The organism is Pedobacter terrae (assembly GCF_036946585.1).
Taxonomy (GTDB): domain Bacteria; phylum Bacteroidota; class Bacteroidia; order Sphingobacteriales; family Sphingobacteriaceae; genus Pedobacter; species Pedobacter terrae_C.
In genome coordinates, this window is record NZ_JAQIIV010000022.1 from 31,863 (window position 1) to 53,063 (window position 21,201).

At 39.5% G+C, this 21,201-nt stretch carries 18 protein-coding genes; 8 read left to right on the forward strand and 10 right to left on the reverse strand.

Going from position 1 to position 21,201, the window contains the following annotated elements; translation table 11 throughout:
• Positions 1-249 precede the first annotated feature (249 nt).
• Positions 250-2,553, reverse strand: coding sequence for an ATP-dependent helicase (locus PGN18_RS20210; protein WP_335321386.1), 2,304 nt, complete (start codon positions 2,551-2,553; stop codon positions 250-252).
• Positions 2,554-3,083: 530 nt separating this feature from the next.
• Between PGN18_RS20210 and PGN18_RS20215 the strand changes: the two genes are divergently transcribed.
• The gene (locus PGN18_RS20215; protein WP_335321387.1) at positions 3,084-3,407 is read left to right on the forward strand and encodes a DUF493 family protein; all 324 of its coding nucleotides are present in this window, start codon (positions 3,084-3,086) and stop codon (positions 3,405-3,407) included.
• A gap of 388 nt (positions 3,408-3,795) precedes the next feature.
• Here PGN18_RS20215 and PGN18_RS20220 read toward each other — a convergent pair whose 3' ends face one another.
• Positions 3,796-4,242 (reverse strand): winged helix-turn-helix transcriptional regulator, encoded by a 447-nt coding sequence (locus PGN18_RS20220; RefSeq protein ID WP_335321388.1) that lies wholly within the window; start codon positions 4,240-4,242, stop codon positions 3,796-3,798.
• On the opposite strand from PGN18_RS20220, the gene PGN18_RS20225 reads away from it, so the two are divergent.
• Positions 4,230-5,114: an NmrA family NAD(P)-binding protein gene (locus PGN18_RS20225; RefSeq protein WP_335321389.1), complete on the forward strand. Its 885-nt coding sequence runs from the start codon at positions 4,230-4,232 to the stop codon at positions 5,112-5,114. The genes PGN18_RS20220 and PGN18_RS20225 overlap by 13 nt on opposite strands.
• A gap of 45 nt (positions 5,115-5,159) precedes the next feature.
• On the opposite strand, the gene PGN18_RS20230 is transcribed toward PGN18_RS20225, so the two are convergent.
• The 4 genes from PGN18_RS20230 to PGN18_RS20245 are packed head-to-tail and all read right to left on the reverse strand — an operon-like array spanning position 5,160 to position 8,639.
• Positions 5,160-5,525 carry a nuclear transport factor 2 family protein gene (locus PGN18_RS20230; RefSeq protein ID WP_335321390.1) on the reverse strand — a complete coding sequence of 122 codons (366 nt, stop codon included), beginning with the start codon at positions 5,523-5,525 and terminating at the stop codon, positions 5,160-5,162.
• Between the two features lie 25 nt (positions 5,526-5,550).
• Positions 5,551-7,056, reverse strand: a complete 1,506-nt coding sequence (locus PGN18_RS20235) for a PH domain-containing protein (RefSeq protein ID WP_335321391.1) — start codon at positions 7,054-7,056, stop codon at positions 5,551-5,553.
• Positions 7,049-7,603: a PH domain-containing protein gene (locus PGN18_RS20240; RefSeq protein ID WP_335321392.1), complete on the reverse strand. Its 555-nt coding sequence runs from the start codon at positions 7,601-7,603 to the stop codon at positions 7,049-7,051. Before PGN18_RS20240 ends, PGN18_RS20235 begins: the two co-directional genes overlap by 8 nt.
• Before the next feature lie 55 nt (positions 7,604-7,658).
• Positions 7,659-8,639, reverse strand: a complete 981-nt coding sequence (locus PGN18_RS20245) for an SGNH/GDSL hydrolase family protein (protein WP_335321393.1) — start codon at positions 8,637-8,639, stop codon at positions 7,659-7,661.
• Between the two features lie 287 nt (positions 8,640-8,926).
• On the opposite strand from PGN18_RS20245, the gene PGN18_RS20250 reads away from it, so the two are divergent.
• Both PGN18_RS20250 and PGN18_RS20255 read left to right on the forward strand, forming a co-directional pair.
• Positions 8,927-10,297: a dipeptidase gene (locus tag PGN18_RS20250; protein WP_335321394.1), complete on the forward strand. Its 1,371-nt coding sequence runs from the start codon at positions 8,927-8,929 to the stop codon at positions 10,295-10,297.
• Positions 10,298-11,376: 1,079 nt separating this feature from the next.
• Positions 11,377-12,357, forward strand: coding sequence for a glycoside hydrolase family 43 protein (locus tag PGN18_RS20255; RefSeq protein ID WP_335321395.1), 981 nt, complete (start codon positions 11,377-11,379; stop codon positions 12,355-12,357).
• Positions 12,358-12,412: 55 nt separating this feature from the next.
• Here PGN18_RS20255 and PGN18_RS20260 read toward each other — a convergent pair whose 3' ends face one another.
• Entirely contained in the window at positions 12,413-13,690 is a 1,278-nt protein-coding gene (locus PGN18_RS20260) for an MFS transporter (protein ID WP_335321396.1), read from the reverse strand.
• Positions 13,691-14,706: 1,016 nt separating this feature from the next.
• Between PGN18_RS20260 and PGN18_RS20265 the strand changes: the two genes are divergently transcribed.
• Positions 14,707-15,549 (forward strand): glycoside hydrolase family 25 protein, encoded by an 843-nt coding sequence (locus PGN18_RS20265; protein ID WP_335321397.1) that lies wholly within the window; start codon positions 14,707-14,709, stop codon positions 15,547-15,549.
• 454 nt (positions 15,550-16,003) lie between these two features.
• On the opposite strand, the gene PGN18_RS20270 is transcribed toward PGN18_RS20265, so the two are convergent.
• Positions 16,004-17,101 carry a mandelate racemase/muconate lactonizing enzyme family protein gene (locus PGN18_RS20270; protein WP_335321398.1) on the reverse strand — a complete coding sequence of 366 codons (1,098 nt, stop codon included), beginning with the start codon at positions 17,099-17,101 and terminating at the stop codon, positions 16,004-16,006.
• Positions 17,102-17,302: 201 nt separating this feature from the next.
• Between PGN18_RS20270 and PGN18_RS20275 the strand changes: the two genes are divergently transcribed.
• The 3 genes from PGN18_RS20275 to PGN18_RS20285 are packed head-to-tail and all read left to right on the forward strand — an operon-like array spanning position 17,303 to position 19,830.
• Entirely contained in the window at positions 17,303-18,877 is a 1,575-nt protein-coding gene (locus tag PGN18_RS20275; protein WP_335321399.1) for a thioredoxin domain-containing protein, read from the forward strand.
• Between the two features lie 28 nt (positions 18,878-18,905).
• A complete protein-coding gene (locus tag PGN18_RS20280; RefSeq protein ID WP_335321400.1) occupies positions 18,906-19,313 on the forward strand; it encodes a hypothetical protein in 408 nt (135 codons plus the stop codon).
• A 10-nt stretch (positions 19,314-19,323) separates the two neighbouring features.
• Entirely contained in the window at positions 19,324-19,830 is a 507-nt protein-coding gene (locus tag PGN18_RS20285) for an FKBP-type peptidyl-prolyl cis-trans isomerase (RefSeq protein ID WP_293789909.1), read from the forward strand.
• An 83-nt stretch (positions 19,831-19,913) separates the two neighbouring features.
• Here PGN18_RS20285 and PGN18_RS20290 read toward each other — a convergent pair whose 3' ends face one another.
• Positions 19,914-20,543, reverse strand: a complete 630-nt coding sequence (locus tag PGN18_RS20290; RefSeq protein WP_335321401.1) for a Uma2 family endonuclease — start codon at positions 20,541-20,543, stop codon at positions 19,914-19,916.
• A gap of 3 nt (positions 20,544-20,546) precedes the next feature.
• Positions 20,547-21,176 (reverse strand): Uma2 family endonuclease, encoded by a 630-nt coding sequence (locus PGN18_RS20295; RefSeq protein ID WP_335321402.1) that lies wholly within the window; start codon positions 21,174-21,176, stop codon positions 20,547-20,549.
• Positions 21,177-21,201 lie beyond the last annotated feature (25 nt).

The window sequence follows — 21,201 nt, forward strand, 5'->3', positions numbered from 1 at the left end:
TTTTTCAAGTTTTAAACCATAGTGATTTTAACCACGAAGATAGTAGTGAGAAAAGTGCAAAGAGGATGATGTTGGGCGCAATTTTCAAAAGCGATCGTCTTGTTGAACTTGATTCAGCACCTGATTAAATGTTTTATTAGCTATAAAGATCCTGAAACACCCGTCCGACTGGCCGGGCGGAAGTTCAGGATGACGTATCCTGTCATTGTCAACGCTTCTGCGTTCCCGTGGCTAAATAGAAATCTACGTTTATTTCACAATCATTAATTTAGCGAACTTTAGCAGCAATTGTTTATTGCCTAAACCCTGGAAAAATACTGTAGCTTTCACATCTGGTAGCGTACCTTCTAAACTGATAATTTTTCCAAAGCCAAATTTTTCGTGTTCCACTTCCATACCACCTTGAAATTCGTGTGGTTGTGATGGGGTAAAACCTGGCGTTGGTACGTGAGCTTTCGCTAACAATGAGGTTGTTTTCGGACGTGCGGCTGGGGCAGAGGTGGTTGCGCCGGCCGCAGGTTTTGGTTTGCTCATGAAATCGCGCGGTTGCGAAGTCCATGATTTACGTTCACTGTCAAAACTACCTTCAAAACTGGTTGATTTTGCCGGTTTAACATCCAATTCTAAATATTTCGGGTGGATTTCGTTAATGAAACGGCTGGGCTCGCAGTTGGTTAAAGTTCCCCAACGATAGCGTGAAGTGGCATAAGTTATGGTTAGTTTCACTTCTGCACGTGTAATGGCCACATAAAACAAACGGCGCTCTTCTTCTAAATCGGTTCGGTTGGTTAATGACATTTGTGAAGGGAACAGGTTTTCTTCCAATCCCACAATAAACACATTTTTAAACTCCAAACCTTTTGCCGAGTGGATCGTCATTAAAGAGACGGTATCCTTATTTTTATCGCCGTCCTTATCATCGTTGGTTAAAAGTGCAACGTCCTGCATAAAAATATCAAGGCCTTTTTCTTCAATATCTTCACGTTCTGCAAATTCCTTAATACCGTTTAATAATTCCTGGATATTTTCATATCTAGCACGTCCTTCAACACTGTCATCAGTATATAGTTCCTTTAAGATCCCTGCATGCTGAGCAATAAACAATGCTGAATCGTATGCATCAAGTTTTTTAGCTTCTGCCTGAAAGCTTTGCACCATTACGGCGAAATCATTGAGCTGATTGGCCAAACGGCCATCAACATACTGATGTGCATTCGAAATTACATCCCACATCGTGATGTTGTGCTGATCGGCTGCAACGATGATTTTATCGATTGAAGTATCACCAATACCACGTTTTGGATAATTGATTACCCGTTTAATCGCTTCTTCATCTTTCGGGTTAAAAGTTAAACGGAAATAGGCAATCAAATCTTTGATCTCTTTACGTTGATAGAAAGAAGTACCCCCATAAATTTTATATGGAATATTCAGTTTGCGTAAACCTTCCTCCATTGCACGGCTCTGCGCATTGGTACGGTAAAGAATGGCAAAATCATGATAGGTATAACCTTTTAAGCTGCGCTCCTGGATAATGGACTCGGCAACCAATTTTCCTTCTTCATTATCAGTAAAGGCACGGGACACTTTGATCCTATCACCTGGAACATTTTCGGAAAATACATTTTTTTCCAATTGATTTTTATTGTTGGCAATAATACTGCTTGCTGCATCAACAATGTTCTGTGTAGAACGGTAATTCTGTTCCAGTTTGTAAACCTTTAAATCGGGATAATCACGTTCGAAATTTAGTATGTTCTGGATATTTGCGCCCCGGAAAGCATAAATACTCTGGGCATCATCACCCACCACACAAATGTTCTGATAAGCGGCAGCCAGTTTTTTCACAATGGTATATTGTGAAAAGTTGGTATCCTGATACTCATCCACCATCAGGTATCTGAATTTCTGCTGATATTTATTTAAAACATCAGGATGTTCTTTTAACAGAATGTTGGTTTTGAACAATAAATCGTCAAAATCCATTGCACCTGCTCTAAAACAGCGTTTGGCATAGGTTTCATAAATCTGGCCTAACAGCGGACGTTTGTTTTGGATATCTTCAGCCTGGATCTGATCATTAGCCTGGTATTCACCCCATGAAATCAGGTTGTTTTTTGCCGAAGAAATCCGACCGTAAACAAAATTCGGGGCATATAATTTATCGTCCAGCTGCATTTCCTTCAAAATTGCACGGATTACGCTTTTGCTATCATCGGTATCATAAATGGTGAAATTGTTAGGATAACCGATTTTTTCAGCTTCTACACGCAAGATTTTAGCAAAAACTGAGTGAAAGGTACCCATCCAAATATTCTTTGCCTCTGCGCCAACTACTTTACTAATCCGCTCGCGCATATCTTTACTCGCTTTATTAGTAAAGGTTAAAACCAGTATGTTAAATGGATCGGTGCCGGTTTGGATCAGGTGAGCTACCCGAAAGGTAATTACCCTCGTTTTGCCCGAACCTGCACCTGCAACAATCATTACCGGTCCTTTTGTGTTCTCTACTGCTGCTCTTTGTTGTGGGTTTAATCCTGCTAAATAATCCAAATCGGCTCCTGTTTTTGAGGTTCAAAAATAACAATTCTCAGGGCTTTTTGCCAAAGGTGTTGGTAATTAGTTTAAAATCCAGGGTCATATTGATCATTCGTTACGCTAAGGCCTTTTGCTTATCAGTGCTTTTTGACAGCTTAATGCAGCTTTTAACTTAGGATGGTCGTCACCCTGATCCGGTATAACCATCGGATTTATTTCAGGGGCTTCCTGTTAAGAAGAATGCTGACCACGCAGTAGCTAACCGGCCATTGAAAACTCTATCCTTGCTTGTAAAATGAATTCATCATGACGAGTTGGTCTGGTAAGGAGCTTTCTTATTTTCTTTGCTGCGCTTATATGAACTTACATGTCTTATATGGTGAAATAGCCATCCAATGAAAGATGAACCAAGAAGTACTTTAAATTGATTTAAAACTTATTCCTATCGTCAATATTTAAAACTGGTTTCTTTCACCAAACAAGTGATGCATGCTGTCAGATTTACATACATAGTTTTTGGGTATAGAATTTGAGATAGGGAAATCATGGAAGAGAAAAAAATAAACAAGGATATTGAATTTACCGATATCCCAGAAGGCGCCAGCCAAGATATTTATGTGAATTTAAAAGAGAAATTGGAAAGTGTAGAAAAGTTTCCAGGCATTTACCATTTTAAATTCATCATTACAGGCGGCTTAGATAAAATACAGGATTTACGTGCCATTTTGCCGAACGATAAATTTATCGAACAGCCCTCAAAAACAGGAAAATATGTTTCCATTACGGTTAAAAAGGCGGTGCAGAATGCTGATGAGGTCATTGCTGTTTATAAGCAAGTGGGAAACATCAAAGGAATCATGATACTTTAGGCCATTTTGGCGTATTTGAAATGATTTCTTTTTATAGAGAGTCGATACCCGTATTTCATTTTTAAGGTTGCAGTTAGCACCTACACTATTTGTAAACCTGATGGCAGCGTCAGCCCCGAAGCATGAGGGCAACAGTGAACAGCAGGGCTCCAATCTCCAATGAAAAACTGTCCATTCATTTCCAAGCAATAAAAAAAATATATCGCCTATTTATCAATTCATTTCTTTTCGTAATGCAATGACTGTACAAGTATCAGGTTAATTCACCTGTTTTGCCTTACACTTCGATTCGTCCTCTGTCATTAAATTTGGGCTGCTATTGAAGGTTTAAAAGCCTTAATTATATATTTAATCGTCATTCCGATCGCCCAAATGTATACGCATATAGCTAAGCAGAACCATTTTTAACCGCCCAATCAACCATCGAATCTAATACCTGGAATAAATCCTCACCTGATTTGGTGAGGCTGTATGTTACCACGGGTGGAATAACGGCTTGCGCATCCCGATAAACAAGGTCATCATTTTGCAATTGCTTTAAGTGTTGTATGAGCATTTTTTCCGTTATCTGCGGAATGGCCCGCTTTAACTCACTATAGCGTTTTGGTCCGCTCATTAAATGAAAAATAATAATTGGTTTCCAATAACCACCAATTTTTTCCATTACAAAAGTTACGGGGCAGCTGGTTAATGCTACGCCTTTATTAAAATTACGGGTCGAACTTTCTTTAACGGCTGTCATGGTTACATACTTTGGGGTAAGTACTTGTATAAAAGTAAGTGCAAATATAGATTTGTATCCGATAATTAAAAACAAAAAATATGAAAATAACATTAACAGGATCAATCGGTAATATTACAAAGCCATTGACAGAAATATTAGTGGCTAAAGGCCATGAGGTAAAAGTAATTAGCAGCAATGCCGATCGATCAGAAGAAATTGAAGCACTGGGGGCGATACCCTTAATTGGCAGTGTGGAAGATACCGAATTTTTAACGGATGCTTTTGCAGGTGCCGACGCGATTTATACGATGGTTCCACCAAATTTTGCCGCGCCAAAATTTCGGGAATATATCAAAGGTATCGGCGAAAACTATGCCATCGCCATAAAAAAGTCGGGGGTTAAAAAAGTAGTAAATTTAAGTAGCGTAGGTGCTGATCTGCCTGGTGGAACCGGTCCGATTGCCGGCTTGCATGACGTAGAAACTATTTTTGCTGAATTAAATGGGATAGACATCAAACATTTGCGTGCAGGTTATTTCTATATCAACTTTTTGGCCAACATCAATATGGTTAAACATGCAAATATATTGGGATCTAATTTTGGCGCCGGTGCGAAACTTGTTTTGGTGCATCCAAGAAACATTGCAGAAGTAGCTGCAGAGGTATTAGAAAGCGATTTTGCAGGTAAAACCATCCAATACGTTGCTAGTGATGATGAAAGTACGCCAGCTGATGTTGCCAAAGCTTTAGGTACTGCTGTGGGCAAACCAGCATTACCCTGGGTTGAATTTAGCGATGAAGAAGCCTTAAATGGGATGATGGGAGCAGGTTTGCCTGAAGAAATAGCCAAAAATTATGTAGAAATGGGCGATGCGATCAGAAGCAATAAACTCTTTGTAGATTATTATCAAAACAGACCTGTTTTAGGTAACATCAAACTTCAAGATTTCGCTGCAGATTTTGCGGCGGCATATCAGAATTGATTAATTTATAGTAGCTGTCTGAATTAAACTTCGGCAGCTACTATTTCATATGCTTACACAACTGCCTGCAATTACTTTCCACTCTTGATCAAACCATTTCCATACCCGTAAATATCTGAAAATACCTTCCACGGATTGTGCGTGATATATCGCATTCAATTCGATTTTCACACTGACAACCGCTGTATCATTAATTACATTAATTTGTTGTTCGGATGGGAAAATAGAATTTACAACCAAATTTCCCGATGTATAAGTTTCCAAATCAACAGCCTTGGTTATGGTTACTCCATTAGGAAAGTTAAAAAGTAAATCATCATGCAGAAGCATGTTCAAGTCTTCCACATCACCAGTTTGTATGGCCGTTAGTAGTCTACTTTCAAGTAGAATGATCTTTTCTACGGTATTCATCGCGATTATTTTATTTATTTAAATATTACATCCAATTCTCATTTCTATTTTCTACCTGGTAGAGCCAATAATTCACGAGTTGCTTAATTTCGGTATAGTTACCATATTTAAAATGAATCTGACCTGCAGCAGTATGTAAAGTGAGGTGTCCAACATCCACTCCTCTATGCCAGGGGTACTGAAAGGTGGTAATAGACTGAATTTTATTCGGCGTTATAATTTCATTTGCGATATCCCAGATTCCGCTGGTTTTGATAATAAAATCCTGACTTACTGAAATCCGGTGCTTGCGGTAATTAATGTAGATCATGAATATACCGATAATTAGATAGGCAATTGCAACACCCATATAAGGTTTAAGTTCTGGTATATTAAAAGCAGTGATCAAAAAGATTGATACGGGTATAATCAGTTTAAAGAAAATAGGTAGGTTTAAAAAACGCCAGTCGGGAATAAAGGTTTTTTCCTTTAACGGCATTTTGCCCAATATCATTTTTAGCAGTTCGTCGCGTTCACCAGCATTACAGCCCGGAATTTCTAAAGTGTTTCCTTGCATTTCATGTCCTTTTTTACTTTGACCAAAATGAGCCTGCTTTAAACTCATATTTAACATGTTCAGTTTTTTCTGAAAGTAATTCTGACTGTATTTTGTAATCTGTACCTTATTTGGACTAACCAGCGTATTTTTCTTGGCAATTAATCCCGACGAAATTAAGAGTGTATTGGAATGTTCACTAATTTCAAGCTCAAAATACTTGTAAAAAGTTCTAACCAGATTAACAATTAGCAGTACAATTAAAAGGCATGCTATTAAGATAAAAACCGTAACGATGGTTAGCATACCTGTTACTGTGCTCTGAATTTCATCTTTATTAATTTTAAAAGCATCAAGTAACTGCCGGCCTTCATATATAACGGTATAAAAAAAAGCAACCAATAAAGCTAAACTTTGCCCATAGTTAGAGGTTAAGCCAACTTTAAGCAACGTCAGCGAACTTATTCTTAAAAACGGTGGCTCTGCTGCCTTTTCGCTTTCTTGTTCAAATTCTCCCTGCGTTGGGGTTGTGGTTTCTCTGTTTAACAGGTGTTCTTTAAGGTTATAAGCAGAAGTTTCGTCAATGGCTCTTATACTTACTTCTTCTCCATGAGCACCAGCAGTATCGATTTTTAATCCATAAACGCCGATAATTTTCTGCAAAATATTTTGGTTGATGTTAACCTGTTGTATTTTATCAAGTTGAATAATCACCTGGTCGCGGTTGAATATGCCTTTGTTAACCACAAATTCCTGCTTTTCTTTGTCTAAGAAAAAGGTGAATTTTAAGTACCATAAGTAAGCAAATAAAAAACTGAATACCATTATTCCCGAAATACCCAGCATGAGGTAGACGAAAGCAGTGCCTGACATCTTTACGAAAGCAATAACGAATAGGAAAAAAGTTGCCTTGCCAATTTTGAGCATCATATGCACACCCATGACAATAATACCCAGGGCCGATTCGCGCTGCGGTTTACTAAAATCGTTATTCATTGGTATTCAGTGCGGTTATTGAAGTTTCAAGCTGCTCTAATTTGTTCAACAGTAAGTCTCTGATGTGTTTTGCCTCATCAATTGCAATACCTGAAATATGGATATGGCCGGTTTGGCCACCTGCTGTAAATAACTGCAACGATCCCAAGTTATACATTCTTGAAAATAGGCCTTCATTTAATTCGATATGTTGAATCCTGTTTAAAGGAACAATGGTTGTCGATTCTGCAATAATCCCGCTCTTATAAATAACGTCGTGCGTACGGATCGCATAACCCCGTTTTTTGAAGCTAACCCTGAAAAGAAAAAAGAAGCTACATAAAAGCACCAGGTAGGAAGGAATGATCCATACTGCATTTGGTTTCATCTCATCCACAAAAAATAGCAGAATACCCACCAATATGGCCAGCAGGCCAAAAAAAAGTAATAGGTTAATACAAATGATTTTCCAATAATCCGGATGTGGCCGGTTTAGCTGAATGGTTTCATATTTTGGAAGAAGATCGAGATTTATAACTTCGTTGGTAAAAGTGGTCTCCGTGTGCATATTTATAGGTATAAAACATATTCATCTATCAATAGACTCCTGTTTAAATCTTTTGTTACCTCGCCACAATAAACTTTTTGGTTGTGTTGTATTGACCAGAATCAGAAGAAATCTTGAAGAAATAAATACCTGGAACAAAAGTAGAGGTATTGATTTCTAAAGTGTGTTTTCCTATGTTAAGATATTCATTTACCACTGTTTTAACCAATCGGCCCATCGTATCGTAAATCTGCACGTTAATTTTATCTGTTTCCGGTAAAACGAGATCAATAAAGGTTTGCATAGCTGCAGGATTCGGATAATTCTGCGTAACGGTAAACTTTAAGAATTTCTCAAAAATCGCTTTGTTAATAGCGTCAAAAATAACATAACTAATCAATCTGTAGCCACGTGCATTTGGATGTAACGGATCCTGGTAAAGCGAAAAATCGCGTCTCATTGCTGCATTTACATCAGCCAGGTATATTTTATATTCTGCCGCTAATTTTCGGTAAGCTGCATTTATGTTCCGGATGTTGTTGTTTACAGCAACATTAATTTTATTGGTTCTGTCATCAGCAAACTGTAGCGTGCACAAAATAGGAACTAATTTTTGTTTAAGGCTAATCGTAATTAACGACCGCATATTGGCAACGGTTTCGTCCACGCTTCCCTTGCCCATCGTCATCGCAATGGCATCATTAATGCCCATGTTAATTACAATAAAACCTGTTCTGTTGGCAATGGCGTTATCGATTCTGAGTAATCCCTGCAGCGTAGTCTGGCCACCAATACCATGATTGGTAATATCAACTATTTTGTTGGTGTAACAATTTAAAAAATTGTTTTGCAGCATGGTCTGAAAACCAATACCCTTTACACCCTCTACGGTACTGGCGCCAAAAGTTACAATGTTAATACTGTCTTTCGCATAATATTGCGCTGCTTCCGGGCAACTTACCCGGATAGGAGGAGCTGTTGGGCCTTGTGCGAAGGAAGAAATATAGAGGATAAGAAGCAGCAGCAGAGATACAAATACTTTCGCGCTAAACTTCATTGTTGAAAATTCTTTCGTACAGGATTAAGGATATTTTAATTGCGCAATTTACTAAAAAGTAAATATAAATAATATTTGTGCTATTCTTTTTTACAAACATAAAACGATTTGTACCACTCAAAAAAACGGCTTTTGAAATGAACATCAACATGCGATTTTGAGCTTAAATCATTAACTGCGGTACATCTAAGCAAGCAGATCAGTTTTATGGCTCCATGGACGATAATTTAATCGTTTACTGTGCCTTTTATTTGTTAAAGCCTATATTTGCCCAAACTAATTTTGTTATGCAAGAGATTAAAAAATACGTAGAAACGCACAAACAACGTTTTTTAGATGAATTGTTTGAGTTATTGCGTTTTCCATCGGTTAGTGCCGATCCTCAATACAAAGGTGATGTTTTAAAAACAGCCGACTATGTAGCACAAAAATTAAAGGATGCAGGTGCTGATCACGTAGAAATCTGCCCAACAGCCGGATACCCTATTGTTTATGGCGAAAAAATTATTGATGCTGCTTTACCAACCGTTTTAATATATGGCCACTATGATGTGCAACCGGCAGATCCGTTAGAATTATGGCATACGCCGCCCTTTGAGCCAACAGTGCGCGATGGTAAAATTTATGCCCGTGGTGCATGCGATGACAAGGGCCAGTTTTACATGCATGTAAAAGCTTTCGAACTGATGATGGAAACCAATACATTGGCTTGCAATGTTAAGTTTATGATTGAGGGTGAAGAAGAAGTAGGCTCTGCCAATCTGGGTATTTTTGTAAATGAAAACAAGGAGCGATTGAAAGCAGACGTAGTTTTAATCTCTGATACCTCCATGATCAGTATGGAACACCCATCAATTGAAACCGGTTTACGTGGCTTGGCTTATATGGAAGTTGAGGTAGTGGGTCCGAACCGCGATTTACACTCTGGTGTTTATGGTGGTGCAGTGGCCAATCCGGCTACAATTCTGTGTAAAATGATTGCTTCGTTACACGATGAAAACAACCACATCACCATCCCTGCTTTTTACGATAAAGTGGTAGAATTATCAGATGAAGAGAAAAAAGCATTAAACGCTGCACCGTATGACGAAGCTGAATACAAAAAAGACTTAGATATTGAAGAGGTTTGGGGCGAAAAAGGATATTCGACCTTAGAGCGTACTGGTACACGCCCAACCTTAGAAGTTAACGGAATCTGGAGCGGTTATATTGGCGAAGGTGCTAAAACCGTATTGCCAAGTAAAGCCAATGCCAAAATTTCGATGCGTTTGGTGCCTAACCAAAGCTCAGAAGAAATTGCCGAGATTTTTACCAAACATTTCGAAAGCATTGCGCCTAAAAATGTTAAGGTAAAAGTGACGCCGCACCACGGTGGCGAGCCTGTGGTAACCCCAACTGATAGTGTGGCCTATAAGGCTGCTGAAAAAGCCATTGAAGATAGTTTCGGTAAAACGGCTATTCCGACGCGTGGGGGAGGTAGTATTCCAATTGTAGCCTTGTTTGAGGATGTATTGGGTATTAAATCGGTGCTTTTGGGCTTCGGTTTAGATAGCGATGCACTCCACTCTCCTAATGAGAAATATGATATTTACAATTATTATAAAGGAATCGAGACTTTGCCATTGTTCCACAAATATTTCGCAGAGCTGAGCAAATAAAAAAATCCGTCGTTTCAGGCAAAGCGCAGCGCAGTCGAGAAATCTATCTTAAATAGCATACTCCACTCCGCTGCGTTTTCATTTGATCATTGTCAGATGGATATGATATGATTTTTTTTGAAAACGAGCGTTTTTTGTCATCCTGAGGGATAATTTATGGTATAAAAATCAATATAAATGACGTAACTGATTTCTTATTCCATACAGCTCGGTCTTGCCTCGGCTCGCCGCCGCCGAAGGGCTCTTACTTTTTGGCATCAAAAAGTAACAAAACCGAGGCTTTGCCGAGCTCATTAATACAAATGAAAACAACAGAAAACTATTAATAAAATGCCGGCTGAAAATTTTTCTTTTAAAGCAAGTAATAGGGCTTGGTCAGTGGAGTCCGAAAAATTTGTTAGGCCGGACTTAAATAGAACGGAGATACAGTGCTAAGGCCTTGTTGGATGGAAATGCATATTTTACAAGACTCTAAATATCAAACAATTAAGCAATAACGTCAATGGTATCGGAATCGAAGACCATGCCCGCCTATTTTTTAATAAGCAAGATTTTTTGAAAACGAACGGTCTGGGTTCCATAGGTGCTTTCGTCCCGCTATTCGCTTGTAGTCCTCGTTTCGCTGCGCTTCACTGTGGGATACCCGCTGCTGTCAGGTTTATTTAATAAGGTTTTTGTTCTTCTAAGCAAAGCCTGTTTCTACATCCGCTTTAAAACGTTAATAGCATCTCCATCCTAGCCACCTAAACCCATGCCTGCAGCAGGCATGGGTTTAGGTGGATGCTCCCGATTCTTCATCGGAGCAGGAACGGGAGCAGGGCTGGTCTAAACCGATAAACACTGCATTTGCTTTCCAAAACCATTCTTAAGTTAGAAACTTTACATTCTTTACGCCTTCTCTTCGCACTCTTTATTGTTAAATCCCCCTTTATGGCCAATCTCAGTCTTTTCTTTGCCCCATCTCAGTTTCCTTCGTGGTTAAACAATATGCACCCAACTTTGCGTTTCTTCTTTGCGCCCTTTGCGGTTAAACCCACCACTAAATTTTTAAACCACATATTTTTTTCTAAATTGTACCCATGAAATATTTATTCTCATCTCTTTTACTTGTATCCGCGCTCACTTCTTTTGCACAGGATACTAAAACGATTAAGCAATCTGGAAATCCTATATTTCCCGGATGGTATGCAGACCCTGAAGCTGCTGTTTTCAACAATAAATATTGGGTTTACCCAACCTATTCTGCAAAGTATAAGGAACAGGTTTTTTTGGATGCTTTCTCATCCGATGACCTGGTAAAATGGAAAAAACATCCTTATGTTTTAGATACCGCTGCGGTTAAATGGGCCAATAAAGCCATGTGGGCACCTGCCATTGTTCAAAAAGATAAAAAATACTATCTGTTTTTCGGCGCTAACGATATCCAGAGTGATAATGAGATTGGCGGAATCGGTGTAGCAGTGGCCGATAAACCAGAAGGCCCGTATAAAGATCATTTAGGGAAACCTTTGGTAGATAAATTTCATAACGGCGCACAACCGATTGATCAGTTTGTGTTTAAAGATAAAGACGGACAGTATTATTTAATTTATGGAGGATGGAAACACTGTAATATCGCCAAACTGAATAAAGATTTTACCGGCTTTTTGCCTTTTGATGATGGTAAAATCTTTAAAGAAATTACACCAGATAATTATGTGGAAGGTCCGTATATGTTCATCAGAAATGGTAAATACTATTTCATGTGGAGTGAGGGTGGCTGGACTGGACCAGATTATTCTGTTGCCTACGCGGTTAGCGATTCTCCATTTGGTCCGTTTAAAAGGGTAGGTAAAATTTTACAGCAAGATCCTACCATCGCAAGAGGGGCAGGACACCATTCTTTAATCATCAATGAGAAGAAAAATAAATATTACATTGTTTACCACCGCCGGCCATTAACCGAAACGGATGGCAACCATCGCGAAACCTGTATAGATGAAATGAAGTTTGATACCGATGGTATGATTTTACCGGTAAAAATCACCAAAGAAGGCGTTAAGGCGCAGAAATTTAAATAGGCTTAACTTCAGTTGACAGATTTTAGTTTACAGTTGGCAAACTGCCAACTGTAAACTAATTTGCTTTTAATGCCAATTGTTGCTGGCGTTTATCCATTACGCTAAAACCATAGGCACAAAGCAATAAAATACAGGCCAGGCCAAACCAGAGCCAATTATAACCCAGGTGTTTGGCAATATAAAAACCAGCCAGTGGGCCTACCACTTGTGCGCAAGACCAGCTTAAAGTATAACCTGCTGCATATAAACCACGGTTGTGTTCGTTACTTCTGCTAATTACAACAGTATTGATAAATGGGAGCACAAACATTTCGCCAACGGTAAAGGTGACAATGGTTAACACGGCCGATACCACGTGAAAAATAATCGGTGCGCTTAACAACAGGTATGATACGGCAAAGAAAACCGAGCCGATAACGATGAAAAAGATGGGCGATCTTTTCTTTTCAATTTTATTGATCATGATCATTTCGAACAGTGCAATGATGGCACCGTTTAAGCCGATAATAATTCCAATGGCAAACTCGTCAATATGCCATTCCTCTTTAAAAAATACAGGCACCACTCTGAACATCAAAAATGCACAGGTAATAAAAAGGGTAGTTAAAAGAATAAATTTTACGTAAAAAACATCTTGCCAGGGTTTTAAAATCACCATGGTGCTACGGGTTTCCTTTGCTTTTTTTATAAAATCATGCACCTTGGGTAATAAAACCAAAATCGAAAGGCCTACAAGGATACTTACCGAACCCTCCACAATAAACAAAAGTTTGTAATTAATAGAGGCAATGATCCCCGCCATACTAATCCCTGCCGACCAACCGATATTCACCGCCAGTCGGTTGAGCGAATAGGAGCGGGTAATGGTATTTTCTTTTGCATAATGGGCCACAGCGGTAAAATTGGCTGGCCTGAAAGCTTCAGAAAAGAAACTGATCACCACGGCCAGCACACATAACGTGGTGAAATGGCTAATGGTTGAGAACAGGATAAACAGCAATCCGCCAATAACGGAGGAAAGAATTTGTACCGGCCTGAACCCGATCATATCTGTTAGTTTCCCCCCGGTTGCAGAACCTAAAATAGAACCCGCGCCAAATAAGGTAATGATTAAACCGGCATCCATTTCTGAACGGTGCAAGCTTTGGGTAACGTACAAGCCCATAAAAGGTACAGCCATGCTGCCACAACGGTTAAACATCATTACAATGCTTAACAGCCAGGTTTCTTTGCTTAATCCGCTGAATGATGTTTTGTAAGTATTGAAGATCAGTTTGAACATGGTGTGTTTAGATGGCGTAAAAGTACCAAAAGCCTGGTGTTGTTTGATCATCTTAATTCAATTCTTTCGCTTGATCTTGCCTGATTATTTGCTTCATCCTGAGCGCAGCAAAGGATCTTTAAGTTGGCATTATCGCGAAAAATTCATCATTCCCGCGCAGGCGGGAACCCTAATACGCTGGCTATTCTTTGGTCTTCGCTCTGTCTTGCCTCGGTTAGCCACCGAAGGGCTCTTACCTTTTTCTTGATAAAAAGGTAACCAAAAATCAAGGCTTGCATCGTTTTTTATGAGATAATATTATTTTTATCGGTATAAAAGATTGCTGCGCAATTCCTTGTAAAAAGCTACGAAAATCTTGATGGCGGCAGCATCGAGGCTCTTAGCCCTTGCTTCGTCCCAACGCGCTCGCTTTGATCCTGCCTGGGGCTGTGGAGGTATGAGGGGAACTGCAAAGATTTTCGTGCTTTTTCCGGCGGAAATCTGCGAGGCCGGATAGCAGGGTGCAGATAGCATAGTGCTTATAGCGGTATTCAGATAGCATTATTTCCAAGCATTGTTTCTAATGCGGTCGTCATTCCCGCGCAGGCGGGAATCTTAATGCGCTCGCTATTTTTTGCCCTCCACACAGTCTTGCCTCGGTTAGCCACCGAAGGGCTCTTACCTTTTTCTTGATAAAAAGGTAACCAAAAATCAAGGCTTGGATCTGATGTCGGATAAATTCGTCAAAGCTTTTAGGTCGCCAGCACAAGCCCCGATGAAGGATCGGGGAGGGTGTGCTGCCTCCGGGCAGTGGTAGGTTGAAAGGGAGTGCAAAAGCTTTAACATTTTCTCCTTCCATCATATCCCAGGCCGGATAGCAAGGCGCAGATAGCATGATGTATAAAAGCATCCATGGATTGATTCTTGGAAACTATGGGGGAAACTCCCCTCCTGATTTAGGAGGGGGTTGGGGGTGGTTAGGAAGCTCGCTATAATACGGTCGTTATTCGATAGCTTAAGGGGCAAAAGCAGTACCCCACCTTTTTTATTTCCATACATTTTTCTCAACTTAGCGGCATTAATCATCCATGCCGCCAGAGAAAAGAACACCAATAAATAAAAAACCAGTTGCCAGAAAACCTGCTGCAAAGAAACCTATAAATAGAAAAACCTCAATAGGCAGAAAAAAGAAAGGTGGTATTTCGGTTCAGCTGAAGTTGGTTATTGCCGGTTTATTGTTGATTTTACTCTCTCCATTTTATTACGGCTATGTATTAAAGAGTTTTGTGGCTACCTGGCGCTGGGTTAAAGATTGGGGGCAAGACCCTAATTACAGAACTTACGAAAGTCTTAACATTAAAATACCTAAAAAATATACCGTTCACGGCATTGATGTTTCTTACTATCAGGGCAAAATAAACTGGCAAAAAGTAAAGGAGATGAAGGAAGATGAGGTGAGCATCCGTTTTGCCTTTATCAAAGCCACGGAAGGATTAATGTTGGTGGACCCATACTTTCAGCGTAACTGGCGCGAGGCGCCAAAGGCAGGGATTATTTGTGGGGCCTATCATTTTTTCAGGCCAAAAAAGGATGGTAAAACACAGGCCAAATTTTTCTTACAAGTGGTTAATATCGAAAAAGGGGATTTGCCACCTGTGGTGGATATCGAATCATTAGATGGTGTTTCCGTACTAAAAATGCGGGCTGAACTGGCTGATTTCCTCAACTACGTTGAAATGAAAACCAAAGTAAGACCGATTATCTATACCGGGCTTAAATTTTATGAAGATTATTTAGTCGATCATTTTGATGATTATCCTTTATGGATTGCTCATTATTATCAGCCAAAATTAAGGATGGATAAAAGCCGTTGGAAATTCTGGCAACACTCTGATAAAGCAAAAATTAATGGCATTGGGACATGTGGTTGATTTTAATGCTTTTAATGGGGATAGTTTGGCGCTGGATAGGTTGTTGGTTCGCTAGTTGTTGGTTCAATGGTCATTAGTTCATTATTTATTAATAAAAAGCTTTGTTTTTTTCGCTCTATGCCGAGGGGCATGCTAGTTTTTCGCTGTGCTCAAGAATATTGCGCATTTTGGAGCGCCAAAGTGCCCAAAGTGCATCTTCAATTCAGGCAAGTCCCAATTTTTCATCTGGATTGCGATTGACGGACGTAATTGGTAAAACCTCATTATTAAAGCAAGCCAGCATGGTGCCTAAAAATACTTCCAGAACATATATGCGCATACCTGGGAACTTTCGGATAGTCAATTTGTTTAAGCGTTTCAATACCGCAGTTAATTAATAATGAATAGGTATTAATTTCCGAGATTATTGTTTAAACCGGTAATCGACTCCAAACTCCAAACGCTCAACTCCAAACTACACCGTCCAGCTTTCACACTTTTCTAAGAAAAATTCATCAGCTTCTGCACCGATACCGATTTCTTCAGGAACATCCAGCAAATAGCCATTGTAGGTTAATCCACCAACAACCGGATCAACCAGGTGGCCTAACAGTGCAGTATCTAAATCAAAAAACTCAACGTTAGGACTGGCCAATGCAAAATGCAGGTTGGCGCTTAATGCAATCCTGGTTTCGAGCATGCTGCCGATCATACATTTTACACCATGTTTTAAGGCTTCTTCGTGTATTTTCTGCGCTTCAAGTATGCCGCCAGATTTGGAGAATTTAATGTTTAAGTAAGTTGTCGATTGGCTATTGATCAGTTTTCGGGCATCGTGGTGGTTATAGCAACTTTCGTCGGCCATTAATTTAATTGGCGAATTTACATTCAGCTCCGGTAATTGATCATCATACCAGGTGCGCATGGGTTGTTCGCAGAACTCGATATTGTATTTTTCCAGTTCGCCCAAAGCAAATAAAGCATCATCAAAACTCCAGCCCTGGTTAGCATCGAGGCGTAAAATCAAATCTTCGCCCACGGCTTCGCGGATCTGTTTTACCCTTTCAATATCATCATTTACCTTTTTGCCCAGCTTAATTTTTAAGATCCGGCAGTCCTGACTTTTATATTTTAATGCTGTTGCAGCCATTCCCTCTGGCGTATCAATGCCAATGGTCATATCAGTTTCTATGGTACGTTTAGTTCCTCCAAGAAATTTATAAAGGGGCAGGTGGGCATTTTTGGCAGCAATATCAAACAGCGCCATATCGAAAGCGCTTTTAATGGTATTGTTATGATCGGCATAACCCAATAAATCGTTCATCCGCTCTGGAATATCTAAAGGATCTTTACCTTTTAAAATGGCTGCAAAATCTTTGGCCATGGCAATACAGGTTTCCTGCGTTTCGCCTACAATCATCGGGAAAGCAGAACATTCGCCAATACCATGGATGCCCGTATCAGTAAAAATGCGGATCAGTACATTCTGTGCAAAATGCATGGTTCCTGTGGCAATTACAAAAGGCTCCATCGGGATGCTAAAGCGGTATATTTCGGTATGGGTGATTTTCATGAGTTAAAGGTGAAAGGTTGAAGGCTGAAAGTGAAAGGTATAGGGTTTAAGGTACAAGGTTTGCAAATCAGTATAAATATTATAGATTTCCAACTAAAGTATAAAAACAAAAACTAAATAGAAACAGGTTTGTAGATTATTAATAGATTTACGCCTCGAAATAAAATTCCATTTTCCCTCTTACATTTTACATAATCCGTCATGTCTGAAACCAATAATTTAATCCACGCTTCGTCACCTTATTTGCTGCAACATGCCCATAACCCGGTCGATTGGTATGAGTGGGGGACGGAGGCATTAGAAAAGGCCAAAGCTGAAAATAAACTAATTTTGGTAAGTATTGGTTACTCGGCCTGCCATTGGTGCCATGTAATGGAGCGCGAAAGTTTCGAAAATCATGAAGTGGCCGAAGTAATGAACCGGCATTTCGTGTGCATTAAAGTGGACCGGGAAGAACGACCGGATATTGATCAGATTTATATGTACGCCATCCAACTCATGACGGGTAGCGGCGGCTGGCCTTTAAACTGCATCTGTTTGCCCGATCAGCGCCCGATTTATGGCGGAACTTATTTCCGGAAAAACGATTGGATCAATATTCTGGAAAATGTGGCTGCACTTTGGGCAAATGAACCTGATAAAGCCATTCAATATGCTGAGCGCTTAACGTCGGGCATTAAAGATAGCGAAAAGATCATTGCTGCAGATATTACACAGGAATATACCCACGCGCATTTAACTGAAATTATCGATCCCTGGAAGCGACATTTCGATATCAGTTACGGTGGTTATAACCGCGCACCCAAATTTCCTTTGCCCAATAACTGGGTATTTTTATTGCGTTATGGCTTTTTAAAAGATGATGAATCTGTTTTCACAGCGGTTTGCCATACGCTCGAAGAAATGAGCAGGGGAGGAATTTATGATCAGATTGGTGGTGGCTTTGCCCGTTATTCAGTTGATGATAAATGGCATGTGCCACATTTTGAAAAGATGCTGTATGATAATGCACAGTTGATCAGTTTATACGCCGAAGCTTATCAATGTACCAGGTTCGATTCTTTTAAACAGACCATAGTAGAGACCATTAAATGGGTTTCTGAGGAGATGACATCCGCAGATGGATTGTTTTACTCGGCATTGGATGCGGATAGCGAGGGGATAGAAGGCAAGTTTTATGTTTGGGACAAAGTAGAATTCGATCGGGTTTTGGGAGAAGATGCCAAATTGATCGGCGCTTATTATAATGTTACCGAAGAAGGCAATTGGGAAGAGGAAAAAACCAATATCTTGCGCAAAACCATCAGCGATGACGATTTGCTTGCTCAATTTGATATTACTTCGGAGGTACTTTATGAAAAGGTAAACTTAGCAAAAGAAAAATTATTGGCAGTTCGTAACAAAAGGATTAGGCCTGGTTTGGATGATAAATGTTTAACCGCCTGGAATGGCATGATGATTAAAGCTTTGGCTGATGCTGCCGCCGTATTAAATCATCAACCTTATTATGAAAAAGCTTCAACTGCAGCCAATTTTATTCTAAGTAATTTAAAGACTGAAAATGGTGGCTTATACCGGAATTATAAAAACGGAAAGGCTTCTATTACAGATTTTCTGGATGATTATGCCTTTTTTATTGAAGCACTAATTGCCCTTTATGAAGCTGATTTTGATGAAAAATGGTTGGAAGTAGCAAAAGCATTGACCGATTATGTAATGGCTAATTTTTCGGACACAGATTCGCCCATGTTTTTTTTATACCTCTGCACAAAGTGAAGATTTAATTGCCCGTAAACATGAGGTGATGGATAATGTGATCCCGGCTTCAAACTCTACCATGGCGCAGAATTTGCAGCAACTGGGTTTGCTTTTTGATATAGAAGCGTACACCCAAAAAGCTTCAGAAATGCTTGCTGCGGTTCAGCCGAAGATTAAAGGTTACGGTTCTGCTTACTCCAACTGGGCCATCCAATTGCTGAACGAAATTTATGGCATAAATGAAATTGCCATTACCGGATTAGAAAGCGATGTGGTTAAATTGGAATTAAGCGGGCATTATATTCCGAACAAAATTACATTAGGTGGAACAAAAAGTAACCTACCGCTGTTAAAAGGTAAGCAAAGCAATGAAACAAAAGTTTATATTTGCCGAAATAAAGTATGCCAGTTGCCGGTTAACACTGTTGAGGAAGCATTATTGTATGTACAATAAATAAATTTAAATGAATATTTCACCAAACTCTGTAGTAGCGTTAACTTACGAATTACATACTACTAACGAAGAAGGACAACAAGTTTTTGTAGAGAAAGCTGACGAACAAAATCCTTTAGTATTTTTATATGGCGTTGGCATGATGTTGCCTAAATTTGAAGAGCATTTAACTGGTTTAAAAACTGGTGATGAATATTCATTTGAATTATCTGCAGCAGATGGTTATGGCGAGGTTGACCCAGGTGCTTTTGCTGATCTGCCAAAAACGATGTTTACTGAAGCTGGTGGCGAATTGCCAAACGTTGGTGATGTGATTCCATTGCAGGATAACAACGGTAACCAATTTAGAGCAGGTGTTACTGCCGTGCACGACGAAACGATCTCTGTAGATTTAAACCACCCAATGGCTGGTAAAAATTTAATGTTTAGCGGTGTGATTTTAAACGTACGTGAAGCTACTCAAGATGAGTTGGCTCATGGTCATGCACATGGTGCTGATGGACATTCAGGTCACTAAGAAATAACTATAAAACGATTTTAAAGAAGTCAAGTTTAAATAGCCGCTTTGCCATTTAAATTTGACTTCTTTTTTTATAGCCTTTAATCCTGAAAAACTTCTTCCAAAACAAGTTTAAGGCCAGGTATAATCGATGTTTTTACCTCTTCGCCCTCGGTAAGCATTTTGGTAGGTTGGAACTTGCCATTTTCATCAAGGATATAACTGAAAAATGTTTTGTAGGCAGGACTTACGATCCAATATTCTTTTACACCCGCTTCTTCGTAAACTTCGTATTTATTAATGAGTTCTTTTTTATTATTTCCTGGCGATAAAATCTCGACCACGATATCCGGAGCCCCAATGCATCCACGTTTATCCAAGTTAGCGGGATCGCAAACCACCACAATATCGGGCTGCACAACGGTAAAAACTTCTCTGTCATCCTGAGTTTTCTTGGCCAAACGTACATCAAAAGGCGCAGTATAAACACGGCAAGATTTACCTTTGAGCGCATTGTAAATTGGAACGAAAATGTTGGCTGAAATACCCTGGTGGATTCGCGATGGGGCAGGACTCATCTTAAATAACTGTCCTTTAATAATTTCTAAGCGTTCTTCAAATTCGAAACGCATATAATCTGCATAACTGTATAAAGCCGAAAAATCGACCTCGTTTAGTGTCTTGTACGCAGGTTGTTCATCTTCAGTTGGGTATGGTTTAATATTTTTCATACCTTAATCTTTAAAAACCTCATCCAGTATGAGTTTAAAACCAGGCATAATGGACGTAGTCACCTCTTCACCTTCAGTAAGCATTTTGGTAGGCTGAAATTTGCCATTTTCATCCAGGATGTACCTGAAAAATGTTTTATGCGAAGGGCTTACAATCCAGTATTCTTTAACCCCTGCTTCTTCGTAGACTTCGTATTTGTTAATCAGTTCCTTTTTATTATTTCCGGGTGATAAAATCTCGACCACGATATCCGGCGCGCCAATGCAGCCACGCTTATCCAATTTAGCTGGATCACAAATTACCACAATATCGGGCTGCACTACGGTGAAAACTTCTCTGTCATCTTGCGCTTTCTTGGCTAAACGTACATCAAAAGGAGCGGAATAAACTTCGCATTGATGACCATTTAAGGCATTGTAAATTGGTACATAAATTCTTCCCGAAATTTTTTGGTGCACCCTGGAAGGGGCAGGGCTCATCCTGAAAATGTAGCCTTTGATAATTTCTAAGCGCTCTTCAAACTCGAAGCGCATGTAATCTGCATAACTGTAAACAGCAGAAAAATCTATCTCGTTAAGGGTTTTAACGGGAGGTAGCTCATCTTCAGTTGGATAGGGTTTGATATTTTTCATATTTAAGGCGTTTACCAAATATACT